At 73.7% G+C, this 18,992-nt stretch carries 14 protein-coding genes; 12 read left to right on the plus strand and 2 right to left on the minus strand.

The window, feature by feature from the left end; all coding sequences use genetic code 11:
* The first annotated feature begins 54 nt into the window (after positions 1–54).
* Complete coding sequence (locus ACFIF2_RS33905; RefSeq protein WP_395577127.1) at positions 55–3,882, plus strand: glycosyltransferase; 3,828 nt, start codon at positions 55–57, stop codon at positions 3,880–3,882.
* Positions 3,879–5,381 carry a DUF5719 family protein gene (locus tag ACFIF2_RS33910; RefSeq protein WP_395577128.1) on the plus strand — a complete coding sequence of 501 codons (1,503 nt, stop codon included), beginning with the start codon at positions 3,879–3,881 and terminating at the stop codon, positions 5,379–5,381. Before ACFIF2_RS33905 ends, ACFIF2_RS33910 begins: the two co-directional genes overlap by 4 nt.
* Before the next feature lie 339 nt (positions 5,382–5,720).
* On the opposite strand, the gene ACFIF2_RS33915 is transcribed toward ACFIF2_RS33910, so the two are convergent.
* The gene (locus ACFIF2_RS33915; protein WP_395577137.1) at positions 5,721–6,182 is read right to left on the minus strand and encodes a metallopeptidase family protein; all 462 of its coding nucleotides are present in this window, start codon (positions 6,180–6,182) and stop codon (positions 5,721–5,723) included.
* A gap of 294 nt (positions 6,183–6,476) precedes the next feature.
* Between ACFIF2_RS33915 and ACFIF2_RS33920 the strand changes: the two genes are divergently transcribed.
* From ACFIF2_RS33920 to ACFIF2_RS33960, 9 genes are all read left to right on the plus strand, one after another.
* Positions 6,477–6,899 (plus strand): DUF3499 domain-containing protein, encoded by a 423-nt coding sequence (locus ACFIF2_RS33920; RefSeq protein ID WP_073729114.1) that lies wholly within the window; start codon positions 6,477–6,479, stop codon positions 6,897–6,899.
* 135 nt (positions 6,900–7,034) lie between these two features.
* A complete protein-coding gene (locus ACFIF2_RS33925) occupies positions 7,035–8,651 on the plus strand; it encodes an L-lactate permease (RefSeq protein WP_395577138.1) in 1,617 nt (538 codons plus the stop codon).
* A gap of 80 nt (positions 8,652–8,731) precedes the next feature.
* The gene (locus ACFIF2_RS33930; RefSeq protein WP_395577129.1) at positions 8,732–10,096 is read left to right on the plus strand and encodes a phosphomannomutase/phosphoglucomutase; all 1,365 of its coding nucleotides are present in this window, start codon (positions 8,732–8,734) and stop codon (positions 10,094–10,096) included.
* A 171-nt stretch (positions 10,097–10,267) separates the two neighbouring features.
* Complete coding sequence (locus tag ACFIF2_RS33935; RefSeq protein WP_109005418.1) at positions 10,268–10,438, plus strand: Trm112 family protein; 171 nt, start codon at positions 10,268–10,270, stop codon at positions 10,436–10,438.
* A 71-nt stretch (positions 10,439–10,509) separates the two neighbouring features.
* Complete coding sequence (locus ACFIF2_RS33940) at positions 10,510–11,637, plus strand: SIS domain-containing protein (protein ID WP_395577130.1); 1,128 nt, start codon at positions 10,510–10,512, stop codon at positions 11,635–11,637.
* Positions 11,638–11,737: 100 nt separating this feature from the next.
* The gene (manA, locus tag ACFIF2_RS33945; protein WP_395577131.1) at positions 11,738–12,889 is read left to right on the plus strand and encodes a mannose-6-phosphate isomerase, class I; all 1,152 of its coding nucleotides are present in this window, start codon (positions 11,738–11,740) and stop codon (positions 12,887–12,889) included.
* 165 nt (positions 12,890–13,054) lie between these two features.
* Positions 13,055–14,035: a cation diffusion facilitator family transporter gene (locus ACFIF2_RS33950; RefSeq protein WP_395577132.1), complete on the plus strand. Its 981-nt coding sequence runs from the start codon at positions 13,055–13,057 to the stop codon at positions 14,033–14,035.
* Positions 14,036–14,397: 362 nt separating this feature from the next.
* Positions 14,398–15,855, plus strand: a complete 1,458-nt coding sequence (gene ahcY, locus ACFIF2_RS33955) for an adenosylhomocysteinase (RefSeq protein WP_395577133.1) — start codon at positions 14,398–14,400, stop codon at positions 15,853–15,855.
* 161 nt (positions 15,856–16,016) lie between these two features.
* Entirely contained in the window at positions 16,017–16,631 is a 615-nt protein-coding gene (locus ACFIF2_RS33960; RefSeq protein WP_395577134.1) for a hypothetical protein, read from the plus strand.
* Positions 16,632–16,696: 65 nt separating this feature from the next.
* On the opposite strand, the gene ACFIF2_RS33965 is transcribed toward ACFIF2_RS33960, so the two are convergent.
* On the minus strand, positions 16,697–17,623 hold the full coding sequence (locus tag ACFIF2_RS33965; RefSeq protein WP_395577135.1) for an RDD family protein: 927 nt from the start codon (positions 17,621–17,623) through the stop codon (positions 16,697–16,699).
* 133 nt (positions 17,624–17,756) lie between these two features.
* On the opposite strand from ACFIF2_RS33965, the gene ACFIF2_RS33970 reads away from it, so the two are divergent.
* Positions 17,757–18,764: a stage II sporulation protein M gene (locus tag ACFIF2_RS33970; protein WP_395577136.1), complete on the plus strand. Its 1,008-nt coding sequence runs from the start codon at positions 17,757–17,759 to the stop codon at positions 18,762–18,764.
* Positions 18,765–18,992 lie beyond the last annotated feature (228 nt).

Below are 18,992 nucleotides of genomic sequence, written 5' to 3' on the forward strand. Positions count from 1 at the left end.
CCCCAACAGGCACGGGCGTCCACCGCAGTCCACCGAACCGGGGCCCGTACCTCGATGTCCGTGCACAGCCACACGGCAGCCCAGCAAGACCTCGCTGCCACACCTGAGTTCCCGCGTCACGTCGTCACCGCCGTCCTCGTCTCCCACGACGGAGCCCGCTGGCTGCCCGACGCGCTCGCCGGGCTGCTCGGCCAGGAGCGCCCCGTCCAGTACGCGGTGGCCGCCGACACCGGCAGCGCCGACGACTCCGCCCGGCTGGTCACCGACGCCCTCGGCGACGACCGCGTGCTCCACCTCGCCCGGCGCACCGGCTTCGGCCAGGCCGTCGAGGAGGCCGCCCGCACCGCTCCCGTCCTCACCCCCGACGACCTGTCGTACCTGAGGCGGCCCAGCGGCTGGGACCCCGTCACGCGCACCTGGCGCGACGACGCGTACGACCTGCCGGACCTTCCCCACGGAGAGCCGGTGCAGTGGCTGTGGCTGCTGCACGACGACTGCGCCCCCGAACCCGACGCCCTCGCCGAGCTGCTGCGCGTCGTGGACACCGAGTACGAACTCGGCCGGGACGACGTGGCCGTCGTCGGCCCCAAGCTCCGCGGCTGGTACGACCGCCGGCAACTGCTGGAGGTCGGCGTCTCCATCGCCAACTCCGGCCGCCGCTGGACCGGCCTGGACCGGCGCGAGCAGGACCAGGGCCAGCACGACCACGTCCGGCCCGTGCTGTCCGTTTCCACCGCCGGGATGCTGATCCGGCGTGACGTCTTCGAACGGCTCGGCGGGTTCGACCGGCGGCTGCCCCTGATGCGCGACGACGTCGACCTCTGCTGGCGCGCGCACGCCGCCGGTCTGCGCGTCCTCGTCGCCCCCGAGGCGGTCGTGCGGCACGCCGAGGCGGCCTCGCGCGAGCGCCGCGCCGTCGACTGCGCGGGCCGCACCACCGCCTCACCGCACAAGGTGGACAAGGCCGGCGCCGTCCACACCCTCCTCGTCAACGTCCGTACGGCCGTGCTGCCCTGGGTGCTGCTGCGCATCGTCGTCGGCACCCTGCTGAGGACCCTCGCCTACCTCGTCGGCAAGGTCCCCGGTCAGGCCGTCGACGAGATCCGGGGCCTGCTGGGCGTCCTGCTGCGCCCCGAGCGCATCCTCGCCGGCCGGCGCGAACGCGGCCGCCCGCAGATCGAGAAGGACGAACTGCGCGCCCTGTTCCCGCCCCCCGGAGCGACCATCCGCGTCACCGTCGAGCAGGTCGCGGGCAACCTCGCCGGCAGCTCCGACGCCGAGACGGCCGCAGGCGCCGGACGGCACGGCGGGGCCATCGAGTCCGGACCCGGCGGCGACGACGCCGACTTCCTGGAGATCGAGCAGTTCGCCCGCCTCAAGCGCGTCGCCCGCAAGCCCGGCCCGGTACTCTTCCTGGTCCTGCTGCTCGTCTCCCTCGCCGCCTGCCGCGCCCTGTTCGGCGGCGGCACCCTGGCGGGCGGCGCACTGCTGCCCGTCCCGGCCGGTGCCGGCGACCTGTGGTCGCGGTACCTGGACGCCTGGCACACCGTGGGCACCGGCGGCACCGCCTCCGCGCCGCCCTACCTCGCGTTCGTCGCCACCCTCGCCACCCTCCTGTTCGGCTCCACCCAGCTCGCCGTCACCCTGCTGCTGGTCTGCTCGGTGCCCCTGGCCGGCGTCACCGCGTACTTCGCCTCGCGCCCGCTCGTCCCCTCCCGGCTGCTGCGCGCGTGGGCGGCCGTCGCCTACGCCTTCCTGCCCGCCGCCACCGGCGCCCTCGCCGGCGGCCGCGTCGGCACCGCCGTCCTCGCCGTGCTGCTCCCGCTCATCGCGCGCGCGGGCGTCGCGGCGGCCGGCCTGACGGCCCCGTCCGGCACTCGCGGCAGCTGGCGCGCGACCTGGGCGTACGCGCTGCTGCTCACGATCACCACCGCCTTCACCCCGGTGGTGTGGCCCATCGCGCTGCTCCTGGGCGTCGGCGTCCTGGCCCTGCGCAGGACCGACCTCACGGGTTACGGGCCGCGCTTCCTGGCCCAGCTCGGCACCCCCCTGCTGCTCCTCGCGCCGTGGTCGCTGTCGCTGCTGCCCTTCGGCTTCTTCGACGAGGCGGGCCTGGAGTACGGCTCCTCGGCCGCCTCCGCCCTCGACCTGCTCGGCGCCAGCCCCGGCGGCCCCGGCACGGTCGGCGGACTGGTCCTCATCGGCATCGTCCTGGCCGCGCTCGCCGCCCTGCTGCGCTCGGAGCGGCAGCCGGCCATCCGCACGGCCTGGGCCGTCGCCCTGGTCGCGCTGGTCTTCGCCGTCCTGGCCAACCGCTCCGCCTGGGCCGGCCCCGCCACTCTCGTCTACGGCCTCGCCCTCCTGTCCGCCGCCACCCTCGGCGCCGACGGGGCACGCTCGCGCGTGGCCGAGCAGAGCTTCGGCTGGCGCCAGCCGGTCGCCGCCCTGATCGCCCTCGCCTCGGCCGTCGGCCCCCTGATCGCCGCCGGCGGCTGGATGATCGGCGGCGCCGACGGACCCCTGGAGCGACGCGACCCCGTCCAGGTGCCCGCGTTCGTCGCCGAGGAGAGCGGCACCCGCGACCAGGCCCGCACCCTCGTCCTCGACAGCGACTCCGCGGCCCACGTGCGCTACATGCTGGTCCGCGGCTCCGGGGCCCGCCTCGGCGACGGGGAACTGGCCGCCCGGCACGGCGGGGACAGCCGCCTCGACAAGGTCGTCGCCAACCTGGTGGCCGGTTCCGGCGCCGACCAGGCCGACCAGCTCGGCGGCTTCGCCGTGCGCTACGTCCTCGTCCACCAGGGCGCGCCCCGCGAGGTGACCCGCGTCCTGGACGCCACGCCCGGCCTGAGCCGGCTGAGCCAGCAGGACGGCAGCGGGCTGTGGCGGGTCGACCGGAAGGTCGCGCGCGCGACCATCGTCCCCGGCGGCGGCTCGGGCAGCGGGGGCAGCGGTGCGCGCAGCGGTGCGGGCAGCGGGGAGCCGCAGCCCGTCGCCGCCGGGCCCGTCGAGATCCACACCGAGATCCCGTCCGGTCCCGACGGCCGTGTCCTGCGCCTCGCCGACACCGCGGACGAGGGCTGGACCGCCACCCTGGACGGCAAGCCGCTCACCCGTACCACGGTCGACGGCTGGGCGCAGGGCTTCGAACTCCCCGCCTCCGGCGGCAGGCTGGACCTCACCCACGACGACCCCCTCACCCACACCGCCTGGCTGTGGGCCCAGGGACTCCTCGGCCTCGTCCTGGTCGTGCTCGCCCTGCCCGGCAGGCGCCGTGACGTCGACGACGACCTGCCCGACGAGCCGCTCGTCCCGGCGCAGGCCGTCGAGGGCGAGGGCCGCCGCGCCCGGCGACTGCGGGCGCAGGCCGAGGCGGAGGCCGACGCCGCCGCGGCCGCCGAGCCCGTCACCGGGACCCCGGACGCGTCCGGGGAGGCCGGCGACCCGCCCGCGCAGCCCTCCGCCCCGGTCCCGCCGCAGCCGGCGTACGGGGCCTGGGACTCGGCGGCGTACACCGGTGCCGAGTACGGCTCCTACGGCACGTACGCCGACGACCCCTACCAGGGCGCCCAGCAGTACGACCAGGGCGGGTACGGGCAACAGCAGTACCAGGGGGACCCGTACCAGGCGGACGCCTATCAGGACGGCCAGGCCGCCCAGGGCGGTCACGGCGGGCAGGGGCAGAACGGCCGGTACGGGGCGGGTCAGTACGACCCGTACGCCTACGGCGACCCGTCCGCCCCGCCCGGGAGCGGCGGCTACGACCCCGCCTACGGCCAGGCGTACGGCCAGGACGGATACGACGACACGCCGTACGACCCGTCCCGGCCCCGCCGGCCCCACGGCACGGACAGTGAGCGTCCCGACGGGAGCCAGCAGTGAAGCGCACCACCCTGTCCCTGTTCGCCGGCGTGGCCGCGCTCGCCGCGGTCACCGGATTCGCGGCGGTGTCCACACCGGACGCCACCGGCGCGGACACCGCCCGGCCGGCCGCCCGGCTGCCGGTGGAGCGCACCAGCCTGCTGTGCCCGGCGCCCAGCACCTCCGACCTCGCCGAGACGACGTACACCTCCTTCACGCCCGTCACGAAGGGCGCCGACGACAAGGGCGCGGCGGAACTCACGGCGGCGACGACGGGGCAGGCCGGCGCGGACACCGAGAAGTCCGGCGAGCAGAAGGAGAAGGCCGAGAAGCCCGCCGTGCGGCCCGGGAAGCCCGGCACACCGGTCACCGGCGAGACCACCGGCGCCGACACGCCCGCGCTGGTCGGCATCGCGGAGGGCAGCCACGCGCCCGGCTGGACCGTGCAGCAGACCACGGAGGTCGCCGCCGGGACGGGCCGCGGACTGCAGGGCGTCGCCTGCGCCGCCCCCGACACGGAGTTCTGGTTCCCCGGCGCCAGCACGGCGGCCGACCGCACCGACTACGTGCACCTGACGAACCCCGACGACTCGGCGGCCGTCGTCGACATCGAGCTGTACGGCAAGGACGGTGCCCTGAAGTCCACGGTGGGGGAGGGCGTCACGGTGCCGCCGCACGCCAGTGAGTCCCTGCTGCTGTCCACGCTCAGCGACGTCGAGCAGACCGACGTCACCGTGCACGTCGGCGTGCGCAGCGGGCGGGTCGGCGCCGCGGTGCAGGCCCTCGACGACAAGACCGGCGGCGACTGGCTGACGGCGTCCGCGGCCCCGGCGAGCGGCCTCGTGGTGCCGGGCATCCCGAAGGACGCCAAGGACGTGCGCCTGGTGCTGTTCACACCCGGCGGCACCGACGCCGACCTGAAGGTGCGGCTCGCCTCGCCGTCCGGACTGATCACGCCCGCCGGGCACGAGACCGTGCGCGTCAAGGCGGGCATGACGACGGGGGTCGACCTCGGCGAGGTGACGCGCGGCGAGGCCGGGTCGCTGGTGCTGACGCCGACCGGCGGCTCCGTGCCGGTCGTGGCGGCGGTCCGGGTCGTACGCGGCGAGGGCGGTGAGCAGGAGTCGGCCTTCATCCCGGCCACCGAGCCGCTCGGGGCGCGCGCGACGGCGGCGGACAACCGCGCCAAGCACACGACGCTGTCCCTGACCGCCCCCGAGGAGGGCGCCAAGGTCAAGGTCACGGCGTCGGCGGGCACCGAGGGGGGCACGACGGCGACCAGGACGTACACGCTCAAGGGCGGCACGACCCAGGACGTCGACGCACCCGTCCCGGCCGGTCTCAAGGGGTCCTACGCCCTGACGGTCGAGACGGTCTCGGGCGGCCCGGTCCACGCCTCCCGCACCCTGACCGGCCAGGACGACGACGTGGCGTCCTTCACGGTCCAGACCCTCCCGGACGACCGGGGAACGGTCTCGGTACCGAACGCGGACCAGGACCTGTCGGTACTCCAGAGGTAGCCGCCCGGAAAAGCCCTGCCGCGCGGGGAGCCCTGCCGCATGGGGAGCTGCCGCGCGGGAAGCCCCGCGGCCTCGGGGAGCCCCGCGGCCTCGGGGAAGCTTGCCGCCTCGGGGAAGCCTGTCGCCTCGGGAGCCGTGCCGTCCCGGGTAGGCATGCCGGGCGGGCAAGCCCTGCCCGCCCGGCGTGAGCGCTGTCGCTGCCCGTCCAGAAGAAGCCCCGCCGCCCGGCCGCGGGCCCGTCGACGCCGGGCCCGCTCACCCCGGGCGCCCAGCGCGCGCCCTCTGAGGGCCCACGCCGCCTGCCCTCGCGCGCGGCGCGGACCGACCCCGCTTCCCCGCTCAGTCCTCCCCGTACCGCGGATCCACCGTCTCCGGCGTCAGCCCCAGCAACTCCGCCACCTGCTCGACGACCACCTCGTGCACGAGTGCCGCCCGCTCGTCCCGCCCCTTGGTCCGGATCTCGACCGGCCGCCGGTACACGACCACCCGCCCCCGACGCCCGTCCTTGGACGACACCGTGCCCCCGAGCGGCACCGCCTCGTCGTCCCACACGTCGCCGGACCCGGGACCGCCGCCCATCCGCGGCACGTCGAGGACGAGGAAGTCGATGTCGGCGAGCTGCGGCCAGCGCCGCTCCAGCCGCTCGACGGAGTCCTGCACCAGGTCCGCGAAGACCTCGCTGCGGCTCGCGGCGAGCGGCACCTGCGGGGGCGCGACCGGGCCGCGCATGCCCCGACCGTGGCGATCACGACGGCGGGGCCCTGGGCGGCCGGCATCACGGGGCGTCACGGGGTTGTCCATCACTGCTGAAGGGTAGTCCCCGCCGGGTCCGCGCGCCGGACCGCACACGCGCACCGGGCCCGCGCCGGGCACCGCGTACGGCATGTCGCCGGATGACCGTTCCAGCCAAGGTCGGGCTCGATTTCGTACCTCTCGGCGACCGGCGAACTCAAGGCAAATGTCGTTGTTCGTAGCGGTTCGCGACCGCTTCCGCGGCCGTCCGGCATCCCGGAATCAGGCGTCCGCGCAGGTCGACGAGGCGTGTCCGGAGGGGGCTGTGATGCGTTTCACGCCACGACACGGTGGTGTGACCTGGTGGGGAGTCGTCGCGGCCCGCTCAAGAGTGCGGTACCGTCCAACATCGTGAGCCCTGTACGTCGCTGTTCGCGCACCGCCTGCGGCCGTCCCGCCGTCGCGACGCTGACGTACGTCTACGCCGACTCGACCGCGGTCCTCGGCCCGCTCGCCACCTACGCCGAACCCCACTGCTACGACCTGTGCGCCGAGCACTCCGAGCGCCTCACCGCCCCGCGCGGCTGGGAGGTCGTCCGCCTGCTCGACGGCTCGGCCCCGGCCCGCCCCAGCGGCGACGACCTGGAAGCGCTCGCCAACGCGGTGCGCGAGGCGGCCCGCCCCCAGGAGCGGGCGGCCGAGGCCGGCGGCGGTCCGCGGACGGCCGACCCGATGGAGGTCGCGCGCCGCGGCCACCTCCGCGTGCTGCGCTCGCCGGACAACTGAGGCCACTGCGGCCCCTCAAGCCCCCTTGGCGCGGTCCCGTTCCCGCACACCCATTGACGTCCACTTGTCGCGGACACGACCATTCCGGGAGTCGCGAGAAATCGCTTTCGCATGGCGGAAACCGGGGAGGCGCCCGTGTACGTGCAGGAACTGGAACCCGTCGCCGGCTCGCTCGGCCTGTCCGCCCTGGTGGCGGCGCTGCCCCTGGTGATCGTCCTCGTCCTGCTGGGCGGCGTCCGCATGAAGGCGCACCTGGCGGGCCTCACGGGCCTCCTGGCGGCTGTACTCGTCGCCTGGCTCGCCTACGGCATGCCGCTGGACCAGACGGCTTCCAGCGCCGTCCAGGGCGCCCTGTTCGGGATCTTCCCCATCCTGTGGATCGTCGTGAACGCCCTGTGGGTCTACCGGATGACCGTCCGCACCCGGCACTTCGACATCCTGCGCCGCTCCTTCGGGCGGCTCTCCGACGACCCGCGCATCCAGGCCCTCGTCGTCGCCTTCTGCTTCGGCGCCCTGCTGGAGGCCCTCGCCGGGTTCGGGGCGCCCGTCGCGATCTGCTCGGTCATGCTCGTCGCGCTCGGCTTCGACCCCGTCCGCGCGGCGGTCGTGTCGCTGGTCGCCAACACCGCGCCGGTCGCCTTCGGCGCGATGGGCACCCCCGTGGTGACGCTGGCCCAGGTGACCGGACTGCCGCTGGACGACGTCGCGTCCGTGGTGGGCCGTCAGACACCCCTGCTGGCCCTCGTCGTCCCGCTGCTGCTGGTCTGGCTCGTCGACGGCAGGCGCGGGCTGCGCGAGACCTGGGTGCCCGCGACGGCCTGCGGCGTCGCCTTCGCCGTCGCCCAGTTCGCCGCCGCCAACTACGTCTCCGCCCAGCTCGCCGACATCGGCGCCGCCCTCCTGGGCGCCGCTGCCCTGGTCGCCGTCCCGCAGGCCCGCCGTCCCGCCGCCGAACCCGTACGGACGTCCGTGCTGACCGGCGTACGCAGCGAGGAACTGGACGAGGACGATCCGCGCCGGGAAGTGGTGCGGGCCTACGCGCCGTACGCCCTGATCGTCGCCGTCTTCTCCGTCGCGCAGATCCCCGCGGTCAAGGACTGGCTGGCGAAGGCGACCCAGACGTACGACTGGCCCCTCCTGGACGTCGCCGACCCGGAGGGGAACCCCGTCGGCGGCAACGTCTTCTCCCTGCCGCTCGTGTCCACCGGCGGCACGCTCGTGCTGCTCGCGGGGCTGGCCACGGCCGTCGTTCTCGGTGTGCACGCGCGCGTGGCGGTCAAGGAGTGGCTCGCCACCGTGCACGAACTGCGGTTCGCGATCCTCACCGTGACCTCCGTCCTGGCCCTCGCCTACGTCATGAACCTCTCCGGGCAGGCCGCCACCATCGGCCACTTCGTCGCGGCGGCCGGTGCCGGCCTCGCCTTCCTGTCGCCGGTGCTCGGCTGGTTCGGCGTCGCCGTCTCCGGCTCGGACACCTCCGCCAACGCGCTCTTCGGCGCCCTCCAGGTGACCGCCGCGCGGGAGTCGGGTCTGTCGCCCGAGTTGCTCGCCGCCGCCAACAGCTCCGGCGGTGTCCTCGGCAAGATGATCTCCCCGCAGAACCTCACCATCGCGTGCGCGGCCGTGGGGCTGGCGGGCCGCGAGGGCGACCTGCTGCGCAAGGTGCTGCCCTGGAGCCTCGGCCTGCTGCTGGTGATGTGCCTGATCGTCGTGGGGCAGTCCACGCCGGTCCTGGGCTGGATGCTGCCCTGACCTTCGCCGAACCCCACGGCGCGCTGTCGGTGCTTGCGGGTAGTTTGTGGGCACCGACAGGACTTCCAGGAAGGTTGGCCGTGACTGCTGATCTGTCACAGATCGTGAAGGCGTACGACGTACGCGGAGTGGTCCCGGACCAGTGGGACGAGTCGCTGGCCGAGCTGTTCGGCGCGGCCTTCGTCGAGCTGACCGGCGCGAGCGCCGTCGTGGTCGGCCACGACATGCGGCCCTCCTCGCCGGGCCTGTCCGGCGCCTTCGCGCGCGGTGCGGCGGCCCGCGGCGCCGACGTCACCGAGATCGGCCTGTGCTCCACCGACCAGCTGTACTACGCCTCCGGCGCGCTGGGCCTGCCGGGCGCCATGTTCACGGCCTCGCACAACCCCGCCCGGTACAACGGCATCAAGCTGTGCCGCGCGGGCGCCGCCCCCGTCGGCCAGGACACCGGCCTCGCCGAGATCCGCGCGTCCGTGGAGCGGTGGAGCACCTCCGGCGCCCCGGAGCCGGCGTCCCGGCCGGGCACCGTCACCCGCCGCGACACGCTCGCCGACTACGCGGCCCACCTGCGTTCCCTCGTCGACCTCACCGGCATCCGGCCCCTCAAGGTCGTCGTCGACGCGGGCAACGGCATGGGCGGCCACACCGTCCCCACGGTCTTCGCCGGCCTGCCCCTCGACCTCGTGCCGATGTACTTCGAACTGGACGGCACCTTCCCCAACCACGAGGCCAACCCGCTCGACCCGGCCAACCTCGTCGACCTGCAGAAGCGCGTCCGCGAGGAGGGCGCCGACCTCGGCCTCGCCTTCGACGGCGACGCCGACCGCTGCTTCGTCGTCGACCAGAACGGCGACCCGGTCTCCCCGTCCGCCGTCACCGCCCTGGTGGCCGCCCGCGAACTCGCCCGCAACGGCGGCGAGGGCACGGTCATCCACAACCTGATCACCTCCTGGTCCGTGCCGGAGGTCGTGAGGGAGAACGGCGGCACACCGGAACGCACCCGCGTGGGCCACTCCTTCATCAAGGCCGAGATGGCCCGCACCGGCGCCATCTTCGGCGGCGAGCACTCCGCGCACTACTACTTCCGCGACTTCTGGAACGCCGACACGGGCATGCTGGCGGCCCTCCACGTCCTGGCCGCCCTCGGCGAGCAGGACGGCCCGCTGTCCGCCCTGGTCGCCCAGTACGACCGCTACGCCGGCTCCGGCGAGATCAACTCCACCGTCGCCGACCAGACCGCCCGCCTCGCCGCCCTCCGGGCCGCGTACGAGGGCCGCGACGGCGTCACCCTCGACGACCTGGACGGCCTCACCGTCACCTCGGCCGACTGGTGGTTCAACGTCCGCCCCTCCAACACGGAACCGCTCCTGCGCCTGAACGCGGAGGCCCGCGACGAGGCGACGATGACGAAGGTGCGCGACGAGGCCCTGGCGATCATCCGGGCATAGCCGCCGGGGCGGGCAGTCGCGCCGCCCCGCAGCGGCACCCCATAAGCGCCGGGCCGCGCTGCCCTCCCGGCACCAACGCCGGTACGACGCGGGCCACCCGCACGAGCCCCGCCCCGGCGGTACCCTGACCAGCACATCCACACAAGCCCCACCGCCCCGAAGGGAACCCCCATGCCGCTCGAAGCCGGCCTCCTGGAGATCCTCGCCTGCCCCGCCTGCCACGCCCCCCTCAAGGAGCAGGACAGCGAGCTGATCTGCACCGGCCAGGACTGCGGCCTGGCGTACCCGGTCCGCGACGGCATCCCCGTCCTCCTCGTCGACGAGGCCCGCCGCCCCGCCTGAACCGACGGCCGGCCACGGCCGGGCGACCCGCGCAACCGAACGAACGCATCCGGCGATCGGAGACTGCCGCCATGCTCGACGAATCGCTGCTCGACGCCCCGGAGCGCCTCACCGAGGCCGACCGACGCGGCCTGCTCCGCGGCGCCGCCGAGGCCGGTGCCCGCGTACGCACCGCCGCCCGGCACGCCGCCGAGGCCGGCGTCGGGAACCTGAAACCGGACGGCCGCCCCCGCGCCGTCCTGATCGCCGGCCCCGGCGCCGCCGCCACGCACGCCGCCGACCTCCTCGGCACCCTCGCCGGCGCCGGCAGCCCCGTCACCCGCCTCGCGCCGACCGGCGTCGCCCCCGCCGCGGGCGCCCTGCGCTGGGAACTGCCCGGCTGGACCGGCTCCGTCGACCTCCTGCTGATCGCCACCCCCGACGGCACCGAGCCGGGCCTGTCCCTGCTCGCCGAACAGGCCTACCGCCGGGGCTGCACGGTCGTCGCCGTCGCCCCCGCCGGCTCACCGCTCAGCGAGTCGGTGAGCGCCTCGCACGGCCTGTTCATCCCGATGGCTACCGCCCCCTACGACCACGACGAGCCCCTCGCCGGCGCCGCCCCCGGCGTCCTGTGGGCGCTGCTCACCCCCCTGCTCGCGCTGCTGGACCGCACCGGCCTGCTCGACGCGCCGCCGGACGCCGTCGACCGCGTCGCCGACCGCCTCGACCGCGTCGCCGCCCGCTGCGGGCCCGCCGTCGCCGCCTACAGCAACCCCGCCAAGACCCTCGCGGCCGAGGTGGCCGACTCCCTCCCGGTCGTGTGGACCGAGGGCATCTCCGCGGGGCCCGCCGGCCGCCGCTTCGCCGCCGCCCTCGCCGAGCTGTCCGGCACCCCGGCCGTCGTCGCCGAACTCCCCGAGGCACTCGCCGCGCACAGCACCCTGCTCGCCGGCCGCCTCGCCGCCGGAGCCGACCCCGACGACTTCTTCCGCGACCGCGTGGAGGAGGCGCCCGCCCTGCACGCGCGCGTGGTGCTCCTGCGCGACCGCCCCATCGGCGGCCTCACCGCCGCGCCCGCCGCCCGTGACCTGGCCCTCGGCCACGACACGCCGATCAGCGAACTGGAACCCGAAGCGGGCGGCGAACTGGAGACCCTCGCCGAACTGATCGCCATCACGGATTTCGCCGCCGTTTACCTGGCGCTCGCCTCGGGCGCCTGATCCCGTACGCACCATCTCCTACGTACCAGCGCGTACGTCCGTCCGTACCAGCGCGTACGGGCCGGGACACGCCCCGCGCACGCACCGGCAGAGAGAGCCCATGGACCGCCTCGACAACACCGTCCGCCCCTACGCCTGGGGTTCCACCACCGCGATCCCGACCCTGCTCGGGACCGAGCCGACCGGCGAACCGCAGGCGGAGATGTGGATGGGCGCCCACCCCGGCGCCCCCTCCCGCACCGGCCGGGGCACCCTCGCCGAGGTCGTCGGCGCCGACCCCGAGAAGGAACTGGGGGCCGCCTCCGTCGACAAGTTCGGCCCCCGGCTGCCCTTCCTCCTCAAGCTCCTCGCCGCCGGCGCCCCGCTCTCCCTCCAGGTCCACCCCGACCTGTCCCAGGCCAAGGCGGGATACGAGGACGAGGAGCGCCGCGGCGTCCCCCTGAGCGCCCCGCACCGCAACTACAAGGACGCCAACCACAAGCCCGAACTGATCTGCTCCCTCACCGAGTTCGACGGCCTGTGCGGCTTCCGCGCCCCCACCGAGACGGCCGACCTCCTCGACGGGCTCGGCATCGCCTCCCTCAAGCCCTACGTCGACCTGCTGCGCGCCCACCCCGAGGACGCCGCCCTGCGCGAGGTCCTCACCGCGATCCTCACCGCCGACCCCGAGGAGATGTCCCGCACGGTCGCCGAGACCGCGGCCGCCTGCGACCGCCTCGGCGGCGCCTACGAGCCCTACGCCGCCATCGCCCACCACTACCCCGGCGACCCCGGCGTCCTCGCCGCCCTGCTCCTCAACCACGTGCGACTCCAGCCCGGCGAGGCCCTGTTCCTCGGCGCCGGCATCCCGCACGCCTACCTCGACGGCCTCGGTGTCGAGATCATGGCCAACTCCGACAACGTCCTGCGCTGCGGCCTCACCCCCAAGCACGTCGACGTCCCCGAACTCCTGCGCGTCGTCCGCTTCGAGGCGGGCGACCCCGGCGTCCTGCGCCCGGAGGCGTCCCCCGACGGCGAAGAGGTCTACGACACGCCGATCGACGAGTTCCGCCTCTCCCGGTACGTCCTGCCCGAGGGCACCGCCGCCCACGACCTCACCCTGCCCACCCCGCAGATCCTGCTCTGCACGGCGGGCGCCGTACGGACCGGCGAGCACGACCTCACCCCGGGCCGCTCCGTCTTCGTCCCGGCCGGCGAAAAGACCGAAGTGTCCGGATCCGGCACGCTCTTCCGGGCCACCGTGCGCCTCTGATCCACGCCCGGCCCATGCCTGACCGGCGCACGACGGGGCATCCGGCACGTCGGGGCCCGCGCGGGCTGCAACAATGGCGCACCGTCGAGGAGGGGCGAAGCCGATGACCGGCCGAGCCCCCACCGGCGTACGGACGTAGACGAAGGCGAAGGGACAACGCGACACATGAGCGCGTCAGGCGGAACCAAGGCGATCGTGGCGGCACTGCTCGCCAACCTCTCGATCGCGGTAGCGAAATTCGTGGCGTTCGTCTTCAGTGGATCGTCGTCGATGCTCGCCGAGTCCGTGCACTCCCTCGCCGACTCCGGCAACCAGGGACTCCTGCTCCTCGGCGGCAAGCGCGCCCAGCGCGCCGCGACCCCCCAACACCCCTTCGGCTACGGCCGCGAGCGCTACATCTACGCCTTCCTCGTCTCCATCGTGCTCTTCTCGGTCGGCGGCATGTTCGCCCTCTACGAGGGCTACGAGAAGATCAAGCACCCGCACGAGATCGAGCACTGGTACTGGCCGGTGGGCGTCCTGGTCTTCGCGATCATCGCCGAGACCTTCTCCTTCCGGACCGCCATCAAGGAGTCCAACGCCCTGCGCGGGAAGAAGTCCTGGAGGGAGTTCGTCCGCCACGCCAAGGCCCCCGAACTGCCCGTCGTCCTCCTGGAGGACCTCGGTGCCCTCGTCGGCCTGATCCTCGCCCTCGGCGGCGTCGGCCTTGCCCTGCTCACCGGCGACGGCGTCTGGGACGGCATCGGCACCCTGTGCATCGGCGTGCTGCTGATCCTCATCGCGCTCGTCCTGGCCGCCGAGACCAAGTCCCTGCTGCTCGGCGAGGCCGCGGGCCCCGAGGCCGAGCAGCGGATCGAGGCCGCGATCGCCGCCGGCGAGACCGTCACCGGCGTCATCCACATGCGTACGCTCCACCTCGGCCCCGAGGAACTGCTCGTCGCCGCCAAGATCGCCGTCCGCCACGACGGCACGGCCGGCGAGATCGCCTCCGCCATCGACGCCGCCGAGGCCCGCATCCGCGAGGCCGTCCCGATCGCCCGCGTCATCTACCTGGAGCCGGACATCTACAGCGAGACCGAGGCGGCCAAGGGCCCGGACCGCGAGGCCAGCCCGGGCGGTCCGAGCACGCCGCCCGACGCGCACTGACGCCGCCGTCACCCACCACTCCCACGCCCCCGGGGCCCGCCGATCCACTCGGCGGGCCCCGTCGGCTTCACGGCCCCGGCCCCTCCCGTGACCCCTCCGGTCACGCTTCGTGAACGTCCGGAAGTGTGCGGAGGCGGACTGGGGAGGCCGGGCACCACCGGTGTAGCTTGGGACGGAGCCAGACGTCGCTGCTGATGGCGGTCGGGCGGTCCGGACACGGACCGGCCGAGGGAGAGAGGGCCTCCGACGGACTGCGCTGCGCGCACGCGGGCATGCCTGTGTCCTCTTCGGGGCACTCCTGTGTCCGCCGCCGCGCAGGTCAGCCGTACCCACCCTCGACCCAACACGAGGAGCAGCTCGCAATGACGACTGTCGACAACCGACAGGACTTCAAGGTCGCCGACCTCTCCCTGGCCGAGTTCGGCCGCAAGGAGATCACCCTCGCCGAGCACGAGATGCCCGGCCTCATGGCGATCCGCAGGGAATACGCCGAGGCCCAGCCCCTCGCCGGCGCCCGCGTCACCGGCTCCCTGCACATGACCGTGCAGACCGCCGTCCTCATCGAGACCCTGGTCGCCCTCGGCGCCGAGGTCCGCTGGGCCTCCTGCAACATCTTCTCCACCCAGGACCACGCCGCGGCCGCCATCGCCGTCGGTCCGAACGGCACGCCCGACAACCCCCAGGGCGTCCCCGTCTTCGCCTGGAAGGGCGAGACGCTGGAGGAGTACTGGTGGTGCACGGAGCAGGCCCTGACCTGGCCGAACACCCCCACCGGCGGCCCGAACATGATCCTGGACGACGGCGGTGACGCCACCCTCCTCGTCCACAAGGGCGTCGAGTACGAGAAGGACGGCAAGGTCCCGTCCGTCGACACCGCCGAGAACGACGAGCACCGCGTCATCCTCGAACTCCTCAACCGCACCATCACTGACGGCTCCCAGAAGTGGACCCAGCTGGCGTCGGAGATCCGCGGCGTCACCGAGGAGACCACGACCGGCGTCCACCGCCTGTACGAGATGCACCGCGACGGCACCCTGCTGTTCCCGGCGATCAACGTGAACGACGCGGTGACGAAGTCGAAGTTCGACAACAAGTACGGCTGCCGCCACTCCCTGATCGACGGCATCAACCGGGCCACGGATGTGCTGATCGGCGGCAAGACCGCGGTCGTCTGCGGTTACGGCGACGTGGGCAAGGGCTGCGCGGAGTCCCTCCGGGGCCAGGGCGCCCGCGTGATCGTCACCGAGATCGACCCGATCTGCGCGCTCCAGGCGGCGATGGACGGCTACCAGGTCACCACGCTGGACGAGGTCGTCGACCAGGCCGACATCTTCATTACCACGACCGGCAACAAGGACATCATCATGGCCTCCGACATGGCCAAGATGAAGCACCAGGCGATCATCGGCAACATCGGCCACTTCGACAACGAGATCGACATGGCCGGCCTCGCCAAGATCCCCGGCATCGTCAAGGACGAGGTCAAGCCGCAGGTCCACACCTGGACCTTCCCCGACGGCAAGGTCCTCATCGTCCTGTCCGAGGGCCGCCTGCTGAACCTGGGCAACGCCACCGGCCACCCGTCGTTCGTGATGTCCAACTCGTTCGCGGACCAGACCCTGGCCCAGATCGAGCTGTTCACCAAGCCCGACGCGTACCCGACCGACGTCTACGTGCTGCCCAAGCACCTGGACGAGAAGGTCGCCCGCCTCCACCTCGACGCCCTCGGCGTCAAGCTCACCACGCTCCGCCCGGAGCAGGCCGAGTACATCGGCGTCAAGGTCGAGGGCCCGTACAAGGCGGACCACTACCGCTACTGAGCCACTCGCGGCCGGCGGGGACGCACCCGTGCACCGACACGTCCCCGCCGACCGCAACGGCTCCCCGAGGCAGGCCCCCGCACCCCCGTGCCGGGGGCCTGCCCCGTCGGTGCCTCAGCGACCGGCGCCGGACCAGCAGCCCGTCACGACCCAGGACCCTCATGCCCCGCGGCCGGTATTCGCTCCACGATCCGCATGACCACACCCCCCTCGCCGAAGAACACTTCCAGTGCGCCCCCGGCCCCTCCGGCTGGCGCTACGTCTCCCGGCTGACCACACCCGCCGGAGACCACCACGGCTCCGTCGACCTCGCCCTCGACGAACTCGGCCGCCCCATCCGCCTCGAACTGCACGCCGTGAACTGGCTGGTCCGCGGCGCGGCCATCGACGGCGTCACCTGGGTCCGTACCGACCCCACCGGAGTCCACGCCACCGAAGGCAATGCGCGCGCCCACGCCTTCACCGGCACGTCCCCGGCCTTCCTCGTCGCCGTCACCCGTCTCCTGCGCCTCACCCCCTCCGGATCGGCCACCCGCGTACGCCTCGTCGCCCTCACCGACCCGGTCCTCGCCCCCCGCACCGTGGACCAGTCCTGGGCCTTGCTGAACAGAGAAGCACACGCCACTGACAACGGCCCTCTGACCGTGGACGAATACCAGGTCACAGCCCTGGACACCGGCGAGCAGCACACCGTCCACATCACCGGCGACGTCGTCCTCGCGGCCCCCGGCATCGAACTGGAGGACCTGGAGAGCCCGCCGTCCGTCTTCCCGTGACCGACGCCGACAGGGGGCGCGCGAGCGAACCGCGGCGGCACGGCAGCCCCCCCGGGGCCGCCCGCCTACGCCGGCGGAACGAACCCGGTGCCGGACCGGCCGTCCGACGACGCGTCCCGGGGGACCTCGGGCCGCGCCTCCCACGAGGGAGCTGCCGGTGGCGCCATGGGAGGCGCCGCCGGTGTCTCCGCCGACGGCGCCCCCCATGGCACCACAGTCCCCGCAGGCGGACCCCCCGCGGCCGGGGCCCCGAAGGTCCGCCGGGCCTCCCGAGCCTGCCGTTCCTGCAGCACCGCCGCGAGGTAGGCGGCCGGCGGAACTCCCTGTGGCGCCGGAGCACCCGTACGAGCCGCCACATCGGCGGCCAGCCGTTCGCCCATGGCCCAGCCGACCCGGGGATCGAGCTGCCCCATCCGCGTCAGGTACTGACGGACGGCGAGCCAGAGGTCGTCGGGCACCGCGGACAGATCAAGCCCCGAGAACCGTCCCGCGAGCCACGGCGGAGGCGGCGGCATGAAACCAGCGCGCGAGGCCGGCACCCGCTCCCGCACCACCAGGGTTCCGGCGAACACGTCACCGACCCGTCGCCCACGCGCCGACACCAGTGACGCGATACAGGCCACGACGCCGAACGTCATCAGAATCTCGATCACGCCGATCAGGCCCCGCACCAACGAGTGCCGGAACCGGATCGGCCCGCCGTCGTCCCGCACCACCCGCAGCCCGCACGCCATCTTCCCGAGCGACCGCCCGTGGCTGAGCGTCTCCACGGCGATCGGACCACCCACCAGCACGAGGACGAAGGCCGCGATCGACAACGCGGTCTGCGCCGCCATGTCCAGGGAGGCGGTGGACGCCACCAGCACCACGGTCACCGCCACATAGACGGCCACGGCCACGGCCAGATCGAGCAGGACGGCCAGCGCCCTGCTGGGCAGCCTCGCGGGGCGCAGCTCCAACGCCACCGCCTCGCCCGTCACCAGCTCACTCACGCCCGCCGCCCTTCCCCTGACTGCTGACTGCCCCCGTCCCCGCCAGTCTGCCAAGCTGAGGACGCACCGCGCCGCAGTACGACAAGCTGATCCACGACGAGCCGCCGACGATAGCCGAGGAGCAGGCACACCGATGGACCTCGACGTCTTCGTCTCCGCCCACCGCGCGGAGTGGGACCGCCTCGACGCCCTGCTCCAGCGACGGCGCCGGCTGACCGGCGCCGAGACCGACGAACTCGTCGCCCTCTACCAGCGCACGGCCACCCACCTCTCCCTGATCCAGTCCAGCGCCCCCGATCCCCAGCTGACCGGACGGCTCAGCCAACTGGTGGCCCGCGCGCGCAGCGCCGTGACCGGCACCCGCCGAGCCTCCTGGCGCGACGTCACCCGCTTCCTGACCTACGGCTTCCCGGCCGCCGTCTACCGCGCCCGCCACTGGTGGGTGCCCACGGCACTCCTGTCGACCGCCGTCGCGGCGCTCCTCGGCTGGTGGATCGGCACCCACCCGGAGGTGCAGTCCACCATCGCCGCCCCCAGCGAGCTGCGCGAGCTCACCCGCCCCGGCGGCCAGTACGAGACCTACTACTCGAGTAACCCCGCGGCGTCCTTCGCCGCGCAGGTCTGGACGAACAACGCGTGGGCCGCGGCGCTCTGCCTCATCCTGGGCGTCTTCCTGGGCCTGCCGGTCATCTGGATCCTGTTCCAGAACATGCTCAATCTTGGCGTGGGCTTCGGCCTCATGTCGTCGGCCGGCCGCCTGGACACCTTCCTCGGCCTCGTACTGCCCCACGGCCTGCTCGAACTGACCGCCGTCTTCGTGGCCGCCGGCACCGGCCTGCGTCTCGGCTGGACCCTCATCGACCCCGGCCCCCGCACCCGGCGCGTCGCCCTCGCCGAAGAAGGCCGCGCCGCCATCGGCATGGCGATCGGCCTCGCCCTGGTCCTGTTCGTCTCCGGCGCGATCGAAGGCTTCGTCACCCCCTCCGGCCTGCCCACCTGGGCCCGCATCACCATCGGAGTCGTCGCCGAGCTGGCCTTCCTCGCCTACGTCTACGTCCTGGGCGGGCGGGCCGCGCGCGCCGGCGACACGGGTGACGTCGATGCCTACGAGCGCAGCGCCACCGTGCCGACGGCCGCCTGATGTGCATCCACCCCTGGCGAGCTGCTAGTGTCCTCTCCGTTCCCGCAAGAGCCGTTGACACGGAGCTAGCGGGGAGGTAGATTCGAACAGTTGCCTGGAGACGGGGTCACCCCGCAGGGCGACAGTGAGTACCTATCCGCTTCCTCCCGAATCATCGAATTCGACGAAGCGCACTCCCGATGAATCGGAAATGAACAGCCGGTCAGACCGGCTCAGAACTTCTGATAA

The organism is Streptomyces sp. BK79, assembly GCF_044142145.1.
Taxonomy (GTDB): domain Bacteria; phylum Actinomycetota; class Actinomycetes; order Streptomycetales; family Streptomycetaceae; genus Streptomyces.

Excerpts from the sequence above, each read along its gene's own strand:
- manA (WP_395577131.1), top strand. The coding sequence starts at position 11,738 with ATGGACCGCCTCGACAACACCGTCCGCCCCTACGCCTGGGGTTCCACC.
- ACFIF2_RS33950 (WP_395577132.1), top strand. The coding sequence starts at position 13,055 with ATGAGCGCGTCAGGCGGAACCAAGGCGATCGTGGCGGCACTGCTCGCC.
- ACFIF2_RS33935 (WP_109005418.1), top strand. The coding sequence starts at position 10,268 with ATGCCGCTCGAAGCCGGCCTCCTGGAGATCCTCGCCTGCCCCGCCTGC.
- ACFIF2_RS33915 (WP_395577137.1), bottom strand. The coding sequence starts at position 6,182 with ATGGACAACCCCGTGACGCCCCGTGATGCCGGCCGCCCAGGGCCCCGC.
- ahcY (WP_395577133.1), top strand. The coding sequence starts at position 14,398 with ATGACGACTGTCGACAACCGACAGGACTTCAAGGTCGCCGACCTCTCC.
- ACFIF2_RS33940 (WP_395577130.1), top strand. The coding sequence starts at position 10,510 with ATGCTCGACGAATCGCTGCTCGACGCCCCGGAGCGCCTCACCGAGGCC.
- ACFIF2_RS33970 (WP_395577136.1), top strand. The coding sequence starts at position 17,757 with ATGGACCTCGACGTCTTCGTCTCCGCCCACCGCGCGGAGTGGGACCGC.
- ACFIF2_RS33905 (WP_395577127.1), top strand. The coding sequence starts at position 55 with ATGTCCGTGCACAGCCACACGGCAGCCCAGCAAGACCTCGCTGCCACA.
- ACFIF2_RS33960 (WP_395577134.1), top strand. The coding sequence starts at position 16,017 with ATGCCCCGCGGCCGGTATTCGCTCCACGATCCGCATGACCACACCCCC.